17 protein-coding genes and 2 riboswitches are annotated in these 17,439 nt (G+C 27.4%); of the genes, 10 read left to right on the top strand and 7 right to left on the bottom strand.

The features are described 5' to 3' along the window. The first annotated feature begins 14 nt into the window (after positions 1-14). The 7 genes from KGF38_RS08240 (at position 15) to KGF38_RS08210 (ending at position 5,177) form a co-directional block, all read left to right on the top strand. The gene (locus tag KGF38_RS08240; protein ID WP_054276619.1) at positions 15-884 is read left to right on the top strand and encodes a hypothetical protein; all 870 of its coding nucleotides are present in this window, start codon (positions 15-17) and stop codon (positions 882-884) included. A 15-nt stretch (positions 885-899) separates the two neighbouring features. After that, positions 900-1,571 (top strand): response regulator transcription factor, encoded by a 672-nt coding sequence (locus KGF38_RS08235; RefSeq protein WP_054270172.1) that lies wholly within the window; start codon positions 900-902, stop codon positions 1,569-1,571. Further along, positions 1,561-2,793: a sensor histidine kinase gene (locus tag KGF38_RS08230; RefSeq protein ID WP_074178315.1), complete on the top strand. Its 1,233-nt coding sequence runs from the start codon at positions 1,561-1,563 to the stop codon at positions 2,791-2,793. The genes KGF38_RS08235 and KGF38_RS08230 overlap by 11 nt, the downstream gene beginning before the upstream one ends. 155 nt (positions 2,794-2,948) lie before the next feature. After that, complete coding sequence (gene trxA, locus KGF38_RS08225) at positions 2,949-3,266, top strand: thioredoxin (RefSeq protein WP_021384467.1); 318 nt, start codon at positions 2,949-2,951, stop codon at positions 3,264-3,266. A gap of 16 nt (positions 3,267-3,282) precedes the next feature. Beyond that, entirely contained in the window at positions 3,283-4,161 is an 879-nt protein-coding gene (locus KGF38_RS08220) for an NAD(P)/FAD-dependent oxidoreductase (RefSeq protein ID WP_176702449.1), read from the top strand. A 273-nt stretch (positions 4,162-4,434) separates the two neighbouring features. After that, complete coding sequence (locus tag KGF38_RS08215) at positions 4,435-4,803, top strand: ArsR/SmtB family transcription factor (RefSeq protein WP_054270175.1); 369 nt, start codon at positions 4,435-4,437, stop codon at positions 4,801-4,803. A gap of 2 nt (positions 4,804-4,805) precedes the next feature. Then, positions 4,806-5,177, top strand: coding sequence for a NifB/NifX family molybdenum-iron cluster-binding protein (locus tag KGF38_RS08210; RefSeq protein ID WP_074178313.1), 372 nt, complete (start codon positions 4,806-4,808; stop codon positions 5,175-5,177). 134 nt (positions 5,178-5,311) lie between these two features. Here KGF38_RS08210 and KGF38_RS08205 read toward each other — a convergent pair whose 3' ends face one another. Both KGF38_RS08205 and KGF38_RS08200 read right to left on the bottom strand, forming a co-directional pair. Next, on the bottom strand, positions 5,312-5,767 hold the full coding sequence (locus KGF38_RS08205; protein ID WP_074178312.1) for a hypothetical protein: 456 nt from the start codon (positions 5,765-5,767) through the stop codon (positions 5,312-5,314). A 38-nt stretch (positions 5,768-5,805) separates the two neighbouring features. Next, entirely contained in the window at positions 5,806-7,071 is a 1,266-nt protein-coding gene (locus KGF38_RS08200) for an ArsB/NhaD family transporter (RefSeq protein ID WP_054270178.1), read from the bottom strand. Between the two features lie 468 nt (positions 7,072-7,539). On the opposite strand from KGF38_RS08200, the gene KGF38_RS08195 reads away from it, so the two are divergent. Continuing rightward, entirely contained in the window at positions 7,540-8,991 is a 1,452-nt protein-coding gene (locus KGF38_RS08195) for an alanine/glycine:cation symporter family protein (RefSeq protein ID WP_074178311.1), read from the top strand. Between the two features lie 177 nt (positions 8,992-9,168). Here KGF38_RS08195 and KGF38_RS08190 read toward each other — a convergent pair whose 3' ends face one another. After that, the gene (locus tag KGF38_RS08190) at positions 9,169-9,597 is read right to left on the bottom strand and encodes a hypothetical protein (protein ID WP_074178310.1); all 429 of its coding nucleotides are present in this window, start codon (positions 9,595-9,597) and stop codon (positions 9,169-9,171) included. A 271-nt stretch (positions 9,598-9,868) separates the two neighbouring features. Between KGF38_RS08190 and KGF38_RS08185 the strand changes: the two genes are divergently transcribed. Next, entirely contained in the window at positions 9,869-10,483 is a 615-nt protein-coding gene (locus KGF38_RS08185; RefSeq protein WP_074178309.1) for a hypothetical protein, read from the top strand. 186 nt (positions 10,484-10,669) lie between these two features. Here the strand turns inward: KGF38_RS08185 and ribE are convergent, their stop codons facing one another. The 4 genes from ribE to ribD all read right to left on the bottom strand — a co-directional run bounded on the left by ribE (position 10,670) and on the right by ribD (position 14,261). After that, a complete protein-coding gene (gene ribE, locus KGF38_RS08180) occupies positions 10,670-11,131 on the bottom strand; it encodes a 6,7-dimethyl-8-ribityllumazine synthase (RefSeq protein WP_021384489.1) in 462 nt (153 codons plus the stop codon). 103 nt (positions 11,132-11,234) lie between these two features. Next, a complete protein-coding gene (locus KGF38_RS08175; RefSeq protein WP_074178308.1) occupies positions 11,235-12,428 on the bottom strand; it encodes a bifunctional 3,4-dihydroxy-2-butanone-4-phosphate synthase/GTP cyclohydrolase II in 1,194 nt (397 codons plus the stop codon). A 22-nt stretch (positions 12,429-12,450) separates the two neighbouring features. Next, on the bottom strand, positions 12,451-13,116 hold the full coding sequence (locus tag KGF38_RS08170) for a riboflavin synthase (RefSeq protein WP_074178307.1): 666 nt from the start codon (positions 13,114-13,116) through the stop codon (positions 12,451-12,453). Positions 13,117-13,148: 32 nt separating this feature from the next. Then, positions 13,149-14,261, bottom strand: coding sequence for a bifunctional diaminohydroxyphosphoribosylaminopyrimidine deaminase/5-amino-6-(5-phosphoribosylamino)uracil reductase RibD (gene ribD / locus KGF38_RS08165; protein ID WP_074178306.1), 1,113 nt, complete (start codon positions 14,259-14,261; stop codon positions 13,149-13,151). A gap of 132 nt (positions 14,262-14,393) precedes the next feature. Then, a riboswitch (FMN riboswitch) is annotated at positions 14,394-14,515 on the bottom strand. A 187-nt stretch (positions 14,516-14,702) separates the two neighbouring features. Between ribD and recQ the strand changes: the two genes are divergently transcribed. After that, complete coding sequence (gene recQ / locus KGF38_RS08160) at positions 14,703-17,186, top strand: DNA helicase RecQ (RefSeq protein ID WP_074178305.1); 2,484 nt, start codon at positions 14,703-14,705, stop codon at positions 17,184-17,186. An 88-nt stretch (positions 17,187-17,274) separates the two neighbouring features. Next, positions 17,275-17,386: riboswitch (TPP riboswitch) on the top strand. Positions 17,387-17,439 lie beyond the last annotated feature (53 nt).

Below are 17,439 nucleotides of genomic sequence, written 5' to 3'. Positions count from 1 at the left end.
ATGAGGTGCTTAATATGAATAAGATAATAAAAAAATCAATTTTTTTAATGATTATATTAACAATATTTGTTTTTACACTTACAGCATGCGAAAAAGATGAACAACCTGATTCAGCTGATATTCAATCTGAAGATAAGGAAGATTCAGCTGGTATTCAAGTTGAAGATAAGAATGAGGTAAAAATAGATGAGGAAAATGCAAAAGTATTAAATATAGGTAAATCAGAGATTATAAATGTAGATGAAGGTGATAAAGTAGACACATCCACAAAGATAGAAAATAATTCGACATTTAATATATCAAATATTGAATTAGTATATAATGAATATGATGAGAATAAAAAAATTATTTCCTCAGATAGTAAGGCTTTGTTGGATATGACTCTAATGCCTGGTAAAGTTGCTTATGTAGAGTGTGCGCACAAAACTTTTACAAAGAGTGTGGAAGTTTATGCATATGAGTATGAAGCAGAAGGTAAGATTGTGTATATTAATTTAAAAGAAAATGATATTAATATAAGAAATAATAATATTAAGCTAGAAAATAGTAGTCAGTATGAGGTATTATCTACATCAGAACTTAAAAAAGTAAATGAATCAAAAGAGGGAATCACATATCAAATAAAAGTGAAAAATTCATCATCAAAAGATTTAGGAAATATTATCCTTAAGACAGCAGAAGTTAATGAAAATGGAGAATATTTAGTGGTAAATCGTATACCATCATATAAAATTTTAAAGGCTTCAGAAGAGACAGATATAGATATACTATGTTCAACAAAAGCAAAAAGTGTTGAAATAGTGGGATACACATACGATGATATAAAAGAAAAAGCCAATGTAGATATTGACTTAAAATCTCATAAAGTTAAGATAGACAAATAAAGGCAGGGGATATTTATGAAGGTTTTGATAGTTGAAGATAATAAAATACTTTTAGAAAGTGTAGTAGAAGAACTTAGTAAGCATTTTGAAACTGAAAAATGTGAAGATGGAGAAGAAGCTTTATACTTAGTTAATCAAAATATATATGATTTAGTTATTTTAGATTTAATGCTTCCTAGCATAAATGGAATTGATATTTTAAAAAGAATGAGAGTTAATAATATAGACACACCTGTGCTTATATTGACAGCCAAAGAAGCATTAGATGATAAAGTAGAAGCATTTACCATAGGAGCTAATGATTATTTAACAAAACCTTTTTATATGGAAGAATTAGTAGCAAGAGTGTACGCTATATTAAGAACTAATGGAAAAATAAAAGAAAGAAATGGAATAGAATTTAAATCTTTATATTTGGATACATTAGAAAAAAGAGTATATATTGAAAAAGAAGAAATAAAGTTACAAAATAAGCAGTTTAACTTGCTTGAATATTTTGTCTTAAATAAGGGTTCAATTTTATTAAAAGAGCAGATTTATGATAGAATATGGGGAATTGATTCAGATGCAACCATTGAAATAGTTGAGGTATATGTAAGTAATCTAAGGAAAAAACTCAGTAAATATGGATATGATAAGTATATTAAAACTAAACGTAAGGTAGGATATATATTCGATGATAAATAAGAATGTATTCACTAGTACTAAAAATCATCTAATAAAAATGTATATTGTTGTAGTGGGTAGCTTTTTAATAATATTTTCTATATTTATATATTCATATTTTAGAGGATTAACATATAGTGGAATTGATAGTGAGATAAATGAGGAGCTTGAATATATAGTTTCTCAATTTAAAAGAACCTCGTTTTTAAATCCAATAAGACTTAAAGACCCAAAAGATATGGTCTATGTGTATGAGGATGGTAGAATAAGTTACTATACTCAAAATGAGTATTTTGATGAGTTACTTCCAGATAGAAGATTGGATAAGAAAAATTCATTTTTTAAATATACAGAAAATGGATATACCTTTAGAGAATTAAATGTAGATGTAGGAAGATATCAAATACAGATAATTAGAAATATCGACTCTGAGATGAACTCTTTAAAGCAACTTACATCCGTTCTTATAATTGGTATACTGATTTCTGTAATAATTACTTACTTTGTTGCTGTGTATCTTACTAGAAAAGCTTTAATTCCAATAGAAACTGCATGGAGAAATCAAGCTAAGTTTATACAAGATGCTTCTCATGAATTAAGAACGCCAATAACAATAGTTTCATCAAAATTAGAAAGTATGTTAAAATCCCCAGAGAGTACAGTAAATGATGAAGTTGAAACAATAGCTACTGCAATGAAAGAGACAAGAAGGCTTAAAAAAATGATAACTGATTTATTGTCTCTTACTAAAGAAGATTCCATTGTTAAAGTCAACTTGGAGGAAGTAGATTTAGAAAGATTGCTTGAGGAAATATCAGAAGATTATATTGATATTGCAGAATTTCAGGAAAAAAAATTTGTATTTAATTCTGAGCTTAAGAATAAAGTTATAATAACGGATAAAAATAAATTAAGACAGCTTATATTAATTTTTATTGATAATGCTTTTAAATACACAAAACAAGGTGATGAGATAGTATTAGAATTAAAAGAAGATATAGAAGATGAAGTAACTTTACTTATAAGAGACACTGGTATAGGTATAAAAAAAGAAGAAATACCTCTTATATTTGATAGATTTTTTAGAAGTGAAAATGTAAGAAATAAAGATTTAGAAGGGTCTGGAATAGGTCTTTCAATAGCTCGTATGATTAGTTTGAATTTGGATATTGATATAAATGTAACTTCAGAGATAGGTATTGGAACTACATTTGAATTATCAATACCACAAAAGTTAAAATAATAAAAATATAAAAAGCTGTTTTTAGAAATAAAGAATGGGTATACTAATTAGTATAAAATAAAATATAAAAAGACCCTATAAAAGTAAAATTATATTTATGAATTTCATAGTATAATTGTATAGGGATAATTAAAGTTTATAGGAGGATTAAAAAAATGGCAAAAGTTATAAATACATCTGAATTTAGAAGTAGTGTTGAAGGTAGTAAAGGAGTAGTTGTAGTGGATTTCTTTGCAACTTGGTGTGGACCTTGTAACATGTTAGGGCCTGTATTTGCAGAGTTAGGTGAAGAAATGAAAAATGAAGCTAGATTTGTAAAAGTTGACATAGATGAGAGTTTAGAAATAGCTCAACAATTTAGTGTATCTACAGTGCCAACTATGATTATATTTAAAGATGGAGAACCAGTAGAAACACTAATTGGATTTATGCCAAAGAACAAAATTGAAATGAAAGTAAAATCATATTTATAAAAAATGGGTGAGTGTTATGAGATATGATATAGCTATAATAGGTAGTGGTCCTGCTGGATTATCTGCTGCTATAAATGCAAAAATAAGAAATAAAACAATTATCATGTTTGGTAGTGATAATTTAAGTAATAAGCTTGTTAAAGCTCCTTCAATAGATAATTATTTAGGTTTTTATGATATAAGTGGAGATGAATTAAAAGACAAGTTTAAATCGCATATAGATAGTATGGATATTTCAATTGAAAATAAGAGAATAAATAATATTTATGCTATGGGAGAATACTTTGCAATAATGTCTGGAAATGATATGTATGAAGCTACTACTGTAATTCTTGCCACTGGTGTAGAATACACTAGACCAATTAAAGGCGAAGAAGAATTTCTAGGCAGAGGAGTAGGGTATTGTGCTACATGTGATGCACCACTTTATAGAAATAAAAAGGTGGCAGTTATAGGATATAATGAAGAATCTAAAGAAGAAGCAAATTTTTTAAGTGAATTAACTTCAAAAACTTATTTTATACCTATGTACAAAAAAGAGAATCTTATGAGAGGTTCAGATAACTTAGATGAATCTATTGAAGTTATACATGATAGACCCGTAAAAATAGATGGAGATAAACTTGTAAACAAAATATCTTTTAAAGAAAACCACATTGAAGTTGATGGAGTATTCGTTATAAAAGATAGTACAGCTCCAAGTTCATTGATTCCTGGAATAGAAATTGAGGGTATCCATATTAAAGTTGATAATGATATGAAAACTAGTATAGATGGATGCTTTGCTGCTGGAGATTGTGTTGGAAAACCATATTCTTATATAAAAGCAGCAGGTCAAGGACAAATAGCAGCTTTAAATGCTGTTTACTATTTAGATAAATTAAAGAGAATTTAATATTTATACTGAGTAACTTTTTAAACATATTTATAAAAAACTGCTTTAAAATAATAAAATTATTTTAAAGCAGTTTTTTATTTATTAATTCTTCTTCTTTAAATTATCTTAAATGTATTTTTAAGTATATTTATTTGAGAAATTTCTAAAATTATAATAATAAATATCTAAATTATTTATAATATATCCCAAAATTTAAAAATAATGGTTGAAAAATCTAATTAAGAGTACTATAATTTAATTAAGTAATTACTTAATCAAAAAGAGGTATTTATGGAAAATTTGGTTAAAATATTTAAAGCATTGAGTGATGAAACTAGAATTAACATACTTATATTAGTATCTAAGAGAAATATATGCCAAAAAGGAATTTCTAAATATCTAGGAATTTCAGATTCTGCTGTTTCACAACATATAAAAATATTAAAAGATGTTGGAATAATAACAGGGCATAAAGAAGGATACTACGTTTTATATCATATTAATAAAGAATCATTTAATATATGTGTAGATTTTATAAACTCTATGTTAAGTAATTCTAGTGAAAGCTTTATAGATGTATTTGATATAAATACAATACATCTAGGATGTAGTAAAGAGTGTAAATCTATTAAAAAATGTTGTAAGAGAAGGGAGAAATAATAATGAAAGTATGTATACCAGTAGAAGAGAATAAAGGATTGGATAGTAAACCATATGGTCATTTTGGTTCTGCTCCAATTTTTGTTGTGTGTGATTTAGAGAGTGGAGAAGTTAAATCTCTAGATAATGGAGATTTAGGTCATGAGCATGGAAAGTGTCAACCACTAAAAGCATTATCAGGCACAGTTGTGGATGCAGTAGTAGTTGGAGGAATAGGACAAGGTGCTATAGTTAAATTAAATGGTATGGGAATCAAAGTTTATAGAGCAGAAGCAGATACTATAAGTGATAATCTAGACTTACTTAAAAATGGAAAATTAGTAGAATTTCCATCAAATCATACTTGTTCACATGATGGATGTGGACATCATTAAAAATAAGATAGCTGATGAAGCATATGCTTCATCAGCTATTTTCTTTTTTGATAAATAAAGTTTTGCATTTCAAATTTTCAAATTTAGGTTTTCATGATTTTCTGGTGGATTTTAAAGTTTATAAGTATACTAAACTAGATTTTTTTTGTATGTTGCTCTATATAGTTAATATCATTTAGTATGTCATTAAGTTCTTTATTAAGTGTTTTCAAATCATCACCATCCACATTGTAGTTTAAAAATAGCTCCTCTACATTATCAATGATAGAATTAACTTTCCTAGTAACTTCAACAAATGTTTTGAAGTTACTACTATTCTTAGCATTTAAAAATTTGTTTAAATCCTTTGATATAAATGACATTATTTCATATTCATCGTTAAACAGACCTCTACCAATAGGATATGGTTCAATTCTTTGTAAAAAATATTGATCTTTAGCATTAATATTATAAGTATAAGATATTTCCCAATTGTCTCCTAAATCAAACTTGATAAAATACAATGTACTACTTACTTTTGATATTTTTGTTGCTCCAAGTTGCCTTAAAAGAACTTCAATTGAATCTCCTTGAACAGTATTAATATTCATATATACACATCCCCTTTAGTATTATTATACTATATTTTTTAAAATTTTATAATTAAATAAAAAGTAGATATAATAATAGATATAATCATAAGCGGAAAACCTATCTTAAAATACTCTTTAAAAGATATAGGATGCCCATGTTTATTACCTATACCTGCTAGTACAACATTGGCAGATGCTCCTATCAATGTACCATTTCCTCCAAGACAAGCTCCAAGAGATGTCGCCCACCATAATGGCATAACATCAATTCCTTCAGCTTGCATAGTCAAAATAAGAGGAATTAATGTTGCAACAAATGGAATATTATCTAAGAAAGAAGAAACTATTGCTGATAACCATAATATTAATAACATTGTAAAGACAAGATGGCCTTCTGTAAGTCCAATCAATGCTTGAGCTAATTTGTTTATTATGCCAACTTCTACTAATCCACCAACTACTACAAACAAGCCCATAAAAAATAAAATTGTAGACCATTCAATACCAGCCATAATTTCATCTACATCTTGTTTTCCTATAAGAAGCATTATAGATGCTCCTGTTAGTGCAACAACAGAAGAGTCTATGTGTATTGTACTGTGAAACATGAAACCAAAAAGTATAAATGCTATTACTATAAGACTTTTTATAAGTAATGGTTTATCTTTGACAGATTTTTTTTCATCGAGTTTTAATATTGTATTTTTAGCTTTGTCATCTACAATAAGTTGTTTGCCATAAATAAATTTGAAGCATATTATAGTTACAATAAGTATTACTATAACAGCAGGGCCTAAATTTATTACAAAATCCATAAAACTAAGATTAGCAGCACTACCAATCATAATATTTGGAGGGTCACCTATAAGAGTAGATGTTCCTCCTATATTGGAAGCTAAAATTTGTGTTATTAAAAAGGGAACTGGATTAAGCCCCAATATTTGTGTGATAACTATAGTCATTGGACCAATAAGTAAGACAGTGGTAACATTATCTAATATAGCAGATAAAATAGCCGTTATAATAGCAAAACAAATCATTATTTTCCACGGGTCTCCTTTGGCTTTCTTTGCAGTCCAGATAGCTATGTATTCAAATAGCCCTGAGTTTTTGACAACAGCGACAAATAGCATCATACCAACTAATACACCAATAGTGTTGAAATCTATATGGCTCAATCCTTCATCAAGTGTAAGTATATTGAAAATTATCATTAATAGTGCACCACCAACAGCTGCTACAGATCGGTTTACCTTCTCTGTAATAATAGCTGCCATAACTATTAAAAATATACATATAGCTATTATTTGTTGAAATTCCATAATATAAGTACCTCCATTTGTATTATTTTGTGCCTAATGCTAGTACTATATATAGTATTACTTTTTTATTGTTTTTTCAATGGATGCATAAAAGTATATTATTTAACAAAGTTTCCGGAAAATTGACAGAATTTAAAGAAAATTTTTGTTATTTAAATAAATTTTAAAATAATCTCATTAATAATAATATTAAACGACAAACAAAAAAATATACTCTTAGAAAAAGAATTTATTGTATCTAGCAGTAATTATAAAATATTAAATATATCTATATTATAAAAACAATAAAAAAAATTTGATTTTGAATATAAAACTGCAATATATTAAAAAAATTATTCATTTCAAACCTTGTAATTTGATTTTATAAATATTATAATTAAATTAATGAATTTTTAACAAGGAATTATTCATTTTTTTGATTTTAAGATTTATTAAGAAAACAAAACTAAATAGGGGGTAATTAATATAATGGATTTTTTAAATGGTATTTTAACAGGCATTAATAATGCAGTAGTATTTGTAAACAATTACTTATGGTCGTATATCTTAATTATAATGTTGGTTGTAGTTGGTATTTACTTTACTATTAAAACAAATTTTGTACAATTCAGATATTTTATAGAAATGTTTAGGCTTCTGGGTGATGGTACAGCAAATAAAAATGCAAAAAAGGAAGGGAAAATATCTTCATTCCAAGCATTTTGTATAAGTACATCTTCAAGAGTTGGGACTGGAAATATAGCTGGAATAGCAATTGCAGTAGTGGCAGGTGGTCCTGGTGCTGTATTTTGGATGTGGCTTATAGCATTAATTGGTTCTGCTTCTAGCTTTGTTGAGAGTACATTAGCTCAGATTTACAAAGTTAAAAATGGTCAAGCTTTTAGAGGTGGTCCAGCATATTATATGGAGCAAGGTCTAAATAAGAAATGGATGGGAGTTTTATTTTCAATACTTATAACTATATGTTATGGTTTTGTATTCAATGCAGTTCAAGCAAATACTGTTTCGCTTGCATTTAATAATGCATTTGGAATAAGTAAAATGGCTATGGGAATAGGTCTTGGAATTTTAACTGCAATAGTTATTTTTGGTGGAGTACATAGAGTTGCAAAAGTTTCTGAGATAATAGTTCCTGTATTTGCAGGATTATATATATTGGTTGCTTTAGCTATAGTTGGAATGAATATAACAGAGATACCAAAAATTATAGCGTTAATAGTTGAAAGTGCATTTGATTTTAAAGGAATGGCAATTGGTACTTTTATGGGAGTTGTAATGACTGGAGTGAAGAGAGGTCTATTCTCTAATGAAGCAGGTATGGGGAGTGCTCCTAATGCTGCTGCAACAGCACATGTAACTCATCCAGTAAAACAAGGTTTAATTCAATCTTTAGGTGTTTTTACTGATACTATAATCATATGTAGCTGTACAGCATTTATGGTATTATTATATTCAGATTATGCTAGTAGTGGCGCAACTGGAATTGAATTAGCTCAAGAAGCTTTAACTCATCATATAGGACCAATGGGGAACATATTTATAGCAGTTTGTATATTCTTATTTGCATTTAGTTCTATAGTAGGTAATTACTATTATGGAGAATCAAATATGGAATTTATGAGTGGAAGCAAGACTAAACTTAATATATTTAGAGTTTTCGTTGTAGGTATGGTTTTATTTGGTTCTCTTACTCAAGTAGAAGTAGTTTGGAATCTAGCAGACTTATTTATGGCATTGATGGCTATAATAAACTTAATCGCAATATCGCTTTTAGGAAAGTATGCATTTATCGCTTTAAAAGATTACACAAGTCAAAAAAAATCTGGAATAAAAGACCCTGTATTTATTGCAGATGAAATAGAAGGTTTAGAAAATGTATCAGAGTGGCACAAGGAATTACCAGAGGAAAATTTAGGATAAGAAATCACAAAACTATTTTGATAGATTGAAGTACACGTAAGTTATATAAATAAAATATTTAATTAATTTATATTACTGGAATTTTTAATTCCAGTAATATTTTTTATTATATAGTTTATTTTTTAAAATAGTTTACTTACTATAAATTTTTTCCTAAGATTTATTTTCTCTAAAATGTTATATAATTAAGTCTTGTAAATTGTATTCAAAACTTTCTAAGTGATTACAAAATAATCTAAACTCTTCTATAGTTTTGATTTCTTGTAAATTTCTCAAATCTATCATTATATTACTGTATTTATGCAACATAAAACTCATATCATATATTTCACATTTAACAAATCCATCTTGATAACTGTACTTATAAGGTTCATATTTTGAAAAATTTGACTCAAAGTATTTTATTTTAGCATAGCACAATTTGTGTATGTTGAACAAAAGAGCCAGAACAGATTCTTTAACTGCAAACTTGTGTGTGAAGTATTTTATAGTGTGGTATTTACCATGTTTAAACTCCCAAATTAAATTCTCATTTAAAGTAAGAGAATATTTTTCTATAAGGTTACGTTTATCTGGTGTTAAATCTTGTATTGAATATGTTTTCATAATTTATTCTCCTCATAAATATTTAATAAGCACATATTAAATCATAGTATTTTATTGCCACTTACTCTTAATTATATTGTATTGTATATTAAAAAAATAATAAAATAGATAATTAGTATAGTATTAATCTATGTTATAAATAAAAACAATAGCTTTAATAGTAATATATATATCTTTGTGGTATTTTATATTTAGAGTCGTATTTATAATTATTTTAAGATTTTTAAAGTAACTTTGATGATTAATTTATATCTTAGAGGGGGTATGCAAATTGTTCAATAAGAAGGAATATATTGTTGTAGTATGCCATGATTGTTTTATTTTTTATAATAAAGATAATGACCTAAAAGAGAGTGTATCATTTTCAATACACCCCATTCCAAATGTGCCTTTTTATTATTATCTATTTGAAGGAGAGACTGAAAAATTTATTAGAGATATACAAGCAAAAGTTTCTATTAAGAAATCAGCTTTGTATATATTAATTCCAGATGATGCATTAAGTATAGACATAAAAATATTGCAAGAATTTTTTATGCAGTTAGGATGTCGCAAAATAATTTTTTCTAAACAAAATATTGTTTTGAGTAATTGTGAAGAAAATTATATTTCCATATCCTTTACAAGTAGAGCAATTGCCATTTCATATGTAAAAAATGGAGGAGCTGAAGCAGTAGATTTTTTTGATTACAATGAGATTGATTTTAAGAATCTGTCTTATATCATTAAAAACTTACATAATGATTGTGTATATTCTGAGTTAAAAATATATGTGAATAATATAGGAAGCTCTAATAATTATGAAGATATTGGAGAGATAGTTCAGGTAGATGATATTATAAATAATTTCAAAAAACTATGTATTGAAAAAAATACATCAAGATAGAATTGTTAGTATATAAAAGTATACAGGTTTTATATATTCTAATGGGTAGGAGGTTAGATATATTATATTTGAAATTATTAAGTACCAAAAGAACAAATATGTTTTGTCCTTTTGGTATTTAGTATTTTATGTTATTTAGACAGATTTTAATATTTAATCAATACTACTATTTAATAATGACATTGTTTAATCTAGAGATTTAAATAAATTTACCATTTCTAATGCACTCATAGCGCAATCATAACCTTTATTCCCAGCCTTTGTACCTGCTCTTTCAATGGCTTGTTCAATATTTTCTGTAGTTACGATTCCAAAAATAACAGGCAATTCATTGTCTAAAGATACTTTTGCTATACCCTTAGATACTTCGCTACATACATAATCATAATGAGATGTAGCTCCTCTTATAACACATCCTAAACAGATTATAGCATCATACTTACCACTTTTAGACATTTTTTGAGCAACAAGAGGGATTTCAAAAGCTCCAGGTACCCAAGCTATTTCTATATTTTCTGGAGAAACATCATGTCTTAAAAGGCAATCTTCAGCACCTGATAAAAGTTTTGATGTTATAAATTCATTAAAACGAGAATTTATTATACCTATCTTTAAATCTTTTCCAATAAGTTTTCCTTCATATATCATTTTTTATTTCCTCCAATTTTATTTATGTTATAGATTTATATTTATAAATATATTTAATATTAATTGCAAATAATTACTTAGTAGAAAAAAGCGTATTAATAACTTATATAATATCCAATAGATGTCCCATTTTATCTTTTTTAGTTTTTAGATATAGCTTATTAAAGTCATTAATCTCTTCGTTAATAGGAACTCTATTGTTGATTTTTATTCCATATTTCTCTAACTGATTTATTTTATCAGGATTATTACTTAAAAGGCTTATACTTTTTATGTTTAAATTTTTTAATATTTGAGCAGCCATATAAAAATCTCTCATATCTTCTTCAAATCCAAGCATTAGATTTGCTTCTACAGTATCATAACCTTCTTCTTGAAGTTTATAAGCTTTAATTTTATTTAAAAGACCAATACCCCTACCTTCTTGTTTCATATAAATTAAAACACCATTTCCATTTTCTACGATTTTCTTCATAGAAGATTCTAATTGTAATCCACAATCACATTTTAAAGAGTGGAACACATCGCCTGTTAAACATTCAGAATGAAGTCTAACTAGAGTATTTTCTTTATTTATATCTCCATAAGTAAGGGCAATATGTTCTTCATTTGAATATGTATCTTTATATCCTATGATTTCAAAGTTACCATATTTTGTTGGAAGGAAAGCGCTAGATACCTTTTCTATAGTAGTTTCATTTGTTTTACGATATTCTATAAGGTCTTTTATAGTGATAATTTTCAAATTATGTTTTTCTTTAAAAATCATTAAATCATCAACTCTTGCCATTGTACCATCATCTTTCATTATTTCACATATAAGACCAATTTCTTTAAACCCTGCAAGTCTAGCTAGGTCTACAGAAGCTTCTGTATGTCCATCTCTAACAAGGACTCCACCAGTTTTTGCTATTAGAGGGAAAATATGACCAGGAGTTTTGAAATCCTTACTTGTAGAATTCTCATCACAGAATAATTTTACAGTTTCAGCTCTTTCATATGCAGATATACCAGTTAGAGTATCTGCACCATCTATAGTAACAGTAAATGCTGTTTGAAATGTATCTGTATTTTCTCTGACCATAAGAGGTATATTTAAACTTTTAAATTTTTTTTCAGTAGCAGGTAGACAAATTAGACCTCTACCATATGTAGCCATAAAATTTATTGATTCAGGGGTAGCCATCTCAGCTGCCATCAGTAAATCTCCTTCATTTTCTCTACTTTCATCATCAACAACAATTACCATCTTTCCATTTTTTATATCTTTTATAGCTTCTTCAATAGTATTAAACATATAATTCACTCCTTTATCATTTTTAAAAACCATTTTTAAATAAAAAATCTTTATCTATATTTGCTTTACAATTACTACTATTAGAATTTAATTCCTTGTAGTTATTAATCATAAAATTATTAACATACTTTCCAATTACATCACTTTCTAAATTAACAAAGTCTCCAACATTTTTTGTTAAGAGAGTAGTATTCAATTTAGTATGAGGTATGACAGAAACTTTGAATATTTCATCATCCAAATATGATATAGTTAAACTTACACCATCAATGGCAACTGAACCTTTAAGTATCATTGATGATAAGAGTTTTTTTACTGGTCGTATGCTCACTAAAACTGCATTTTCGTCTTTTTCAAACTTACAAATAGTACCTTTACCATCAACATGCCCTGTTACTATGTGACCTCCGAATCTTGAAGAAAGGCTCATGGCTCTTTCAAGGTTTACTTTGTCATTTGTATTTAATGAGCCTAAATTTGTAGAACGAATTGTCTCCATCATAACATCTGCTGTAAACTCATTTTTTCCTAGTTTTGAAACAGTTAGACAAACTCCATTTACAGCGATACTATCTCCAAGATTTGTACCATCTAATATTTTGTTTGATAGTATGGTTACTTGTCCGCTTTTGCCATTAGCAGTAATTTTTCTAAGTATTCCAACTTCTTCTACTATGCCAGTAAACATTATGACCTCCTTTGTACATATATTCATAAAATTTATTTTAAAACATCAGATTCTATCAAAACATCTCCATCTATTAAAGTTACATCATTAATTACTAGTTGTGTTGAATCTGCTAGACGAGTTACTCCTTCTCCAGAAACAAATGTAGGTGCGTCTTTACCACCTATAATTTTAGGGGATAAAAATAGTTTGACCTTATCAACTAATTTATTTCTAAATAGACTGTCATTAAGTGTAGAACCCCCTTCAACTAGTACAGAATCAATGTTTAGTTCTCCTAGTTTATACATTACAAATTTTAAATCAACTAAGCCATTTTTCTTAGGAGAAATTATGACTTCAACATTCTTTTCTTTTAATACTGATAATTTTTTACTGTCTTCACAACATGTGAAAACTATAGTTTTACTAGTTTTATCTTTAACTAAATTACTGTTAACTGGTAATCTCAGATTTGTATCTATTACTATTCTTGTAGGATGAGACACTTCATCTTGATTAAGTCTACAAGTTAGCAAGGGATTATCATTTAAAACTGTGTTTATACCAACCATTATACTATGATACTTATTTCTGTATTTATGAGTTAGGTATCTTGAAGACTCATTAGATATCCATTTTGATTCTAGTGATTTTGTAGCAATTTTACCATCTAGACTTACTGCCGATTTTACAATACAAAGAGGTTTTTTATTTTTTATGTAATAAAAGAATATTTCATTTAATTGTTTTGCTTCTTCTTCTAATATTCCTACAGTAACATCAATGTTGTTATCTTTTAATTTTTTTACTCCATTACCACAAACAAGTGGGTTTGGGTCTAGTGTAGATATGACAACCCTTTTAACTTTATTTTGAATAATTTTATCAACACAAGGTGGTGTTTTACCATGATGAGAACATGGTTCTAAATTCACATAAAGAGTAGAGTCTTTTAAACTTTGTTTAGCACTGTTTATAGCATTTACTTCAGCATGATTAGAGCCGAATTTCTCATGATATCCTTTGCCTATTATCTCACTATCTTTAACAATTACACACCCAACTAGTGGATTTGGACTTGTAAAACCTTCCCCTTTTTTAGCTAATTCAAGAGCTTTTTTCATATAATAAATGTCTTTTTCTTTTTGATTCACAAAATTCAAGATGTGTACACCTCCTGTTTAATTAGATAATTTTTAAACAAAAAACCCTGAGAATTAACTCAGGGTTTAGAATAATCTACAATAAATGTTTAATAAGAGCACAATAAAACAGCTCTACAAAAAACTCATTAAGCATATCTTCTTCCATCCAGACTTTACTGTCGGCTTTGGAATTTAACCAAATCAACCAAGTTTTAGCTTGGCTCGCGGGCTATACCGCCGATTGGGAATTTCACCCTACCCCGAAGATTAAGTATTAAATTTATATTTAGAATGTATCATAAATTATTTTACTTTGCAAACAATTTTTTTCAAAATATATGTTAATATATAATATAGAACGTCTATAAACTTTGAAATACTGGGATTGTGAATATAAAAATAAAAATTTGAACATAATCAGGAAAGAAGTCTAATTAATTTAAATTAGGAGAGAAATATATGAATGAAAAACTTTTAGAAATACTATCAAAATACTATGGATATACAAGCTTTAGAAAAGGTCAAGAATCTATAATAAATTCTATTTTGAGTGAAAAAGATGTACTAGCTATAATGCCAACTGGAGGTGGTAAATCTATTTGTTATCAACTTCCAGCATTGATATTAGATGGGATGACAATAGTAATTTCTCCACTTATATCTCTTATGAAAGACCAAGTAGATGCTTTAAAGACTATGGGGATTAATGCTGCTTTCATAAATAGTTCACTGAGCAATAAAGAATTTAATGAGATATTAAATAATATTAGAAAAAATAATTATAAAATACTCTATATTGCTCCAGAGAGATTAGATGCACATGAGTTTATTGAACTAATAAATAATAACAACATAAGTCAAATTGCAATAGATGAAGCACATTGTGTGTCTCAATGGGGGCATGATTTTAGATTGAGTTATAGAAGGATTTCTGATTTTATAAAGAATTTACCTAAAAGACCTATAATTACAGCCTTTACAGCAACCGCTTCAGAAGAGGTACGAGCTGATATAATAAATTTATTATGTCTAGAAAATCCAGACTGTTATATAACCGGTTTTGATAGAGAAAACTTATCAATAAACATAGTAAAATCATCTAGTAAAAATAAATATATTTTAGATTATATTAAAAATCATAAAAATGAGTCTGGAATTATATATGCTGCAACTAGAAAGGAAGTTGAAAACATACATAATGGATTATCTAAGAGAAATATATCTGTATCAAAATATCATGCAGGTTTATCTAAAAATGAAAGAAGTAAAAATCAAGAAGATTTTATAAATGATGATGTGGATATAATGGTAGCAACAAATGCATTTGGAATGGGTATTGATAAACCTAATATAAGATGGGTTATACACTACAACATGCCTCAAAGTATAGAAAATTACTATCAAGAAATAGGTAGAGCTGGTAGAGATGGAGAGAAAAGTGAATGTGTGCTTTTGTTTTCTCCAGGAGATGTACATATACAAAAATATTTAATCGATATTGGAGTTGAGAATCCTGAAAGGAAGTTGTTTCAACACAAAAAGCTTCAGTATATGATTGACTTGGTTTACAGTAATTCATGTTATAGAAGGACAATACTAAATTACTTTGGAGAAAATTATATAGAAGATTGTAATAATTGTAGTAACTGTTTAGTAGAAGGTGAAATAGTAGATAAAACTATAGATGCTCAAAAAGTTATTTCATGTGTAGCTAGAATGAAAAGAAGTTATGGTGTTACTACCATTGTAGATGTACTTAGAGGGTCTAAGAATAAAAAGATTTTACAACTTGAATTGAATACTTTATCTACATATAATATTATGAAAGACTATTCAAATGAAGATTTAAAGAACTTTATAAATACATTGGTTTCCCATGGATTCTTGGATTTAGTTGAGACTTTAGGTAATGGAAATAGAGGAAGTTTTCCAACAATAAGATTGAATGATATGTCTATGAAAGTTTTAAAAGGTCAAGTGAAAGTTGAATTTAAAGAAATCGTGATGACAAAATCATTAGAAGTAGAAGATGAGTTATATAGTGCTTTAAGAGAGCTTAGACATTCAATAGCAAGTGAAGAAAGAATAGCTCCATATATGGTATTTGGTGATGGGACACTTAGGGCTATGTCTAGCAGTTATCCAGTTAATAAAGAAGAGATGTTAGATATATCTGGAGTAGGGGAAATTAAGTATCAAAAATATGGTAGAGATTTTGAAACAATAATTAAAGAATATGTCGAAAAAAATAACATAAATAAAAAAGACAAAGAAAAAAATGTCGATTTAGATAACGTTAATAGTGAGTTCTTTGAAGTTAATTCAGATAAAGCTCTATATGAAAAACTATTAAGTATTAGAAGTGAATATGCAATAAAAGAAAAAGTACTCCCATATATGATTTTATCCAATAAGACACTGAAAGAAATAAGTGGAAGATATCCAATTGATGAAGAGCAACTGAAGGACATTTCAGGTATAGGTGGAGTAAAAATTAAAAAGTATGGAGCTAGTATTTTGGATGAAGTCAAACAATATGTAAGAGAAAATGATATTAATGTTACTTGGGAAAAAAAGGGTAAAAGGAAGTTAATACTAGATGGAGAAAGTAGAAAAAATAATGAAATAGCATTAGATTTATTAAATCAAGGCAAGGATATACAAAGTATTAGCCAAGAACTAGAGATTTCATTATCGACTATTATTGGATATGCCCATGACTATGTAAAGGATGGACATAGTATATCGTTTGATTTAGAATTAGAAAATTTCTACAATGAAGATGAAAAGCAAATGATTTTAGAAGTTTGTGAAAAAGTAGGATATGATAATTTAAATAACATAAAAAGAAAACTTCCAGATTCAATAAAGTATGAAAACATAAGAGCTGTGATGCTTGATTCTTATCTTAAAAATTTAAAAAATGATATTATGTCAGAGTAATTTTTAATATCTCCAAAAATAAAATTTGTATTATTGTGTTGAACTAATAATTTTGCTGTGTTATACTGAATTTGTAAAAATAATGAAAAATTAGAGCTAGGGGCGCTAGAATTGGCTAGCTGAGAGATAAAGCCGTAACTTACAAACCCTAATAACCTGATCAAGATAATGCTTGCGAAGGGAAGCTTTTAATATAATTTTGTTACATAAATAGACAAATTATTTAATGTTAGGGAAAATTTGTCTAAGTGTA

The organism is Clostridioides sp. ZZV14-6387, assembly GCF_020657835.1.
GTDB classification, from domain to species: domain Bacteria; phylum Bacillota; class Clostridia; order Peptostreptococcales; family Peptostreptococcaceae; genus Clostridioides; species Clostridioides difficile_A.
The sequence above is the reverse complement of the archived record's forward strand: the minus strand, read 5'-3'. Positions and strand labels throughout refer to the sequence as shown.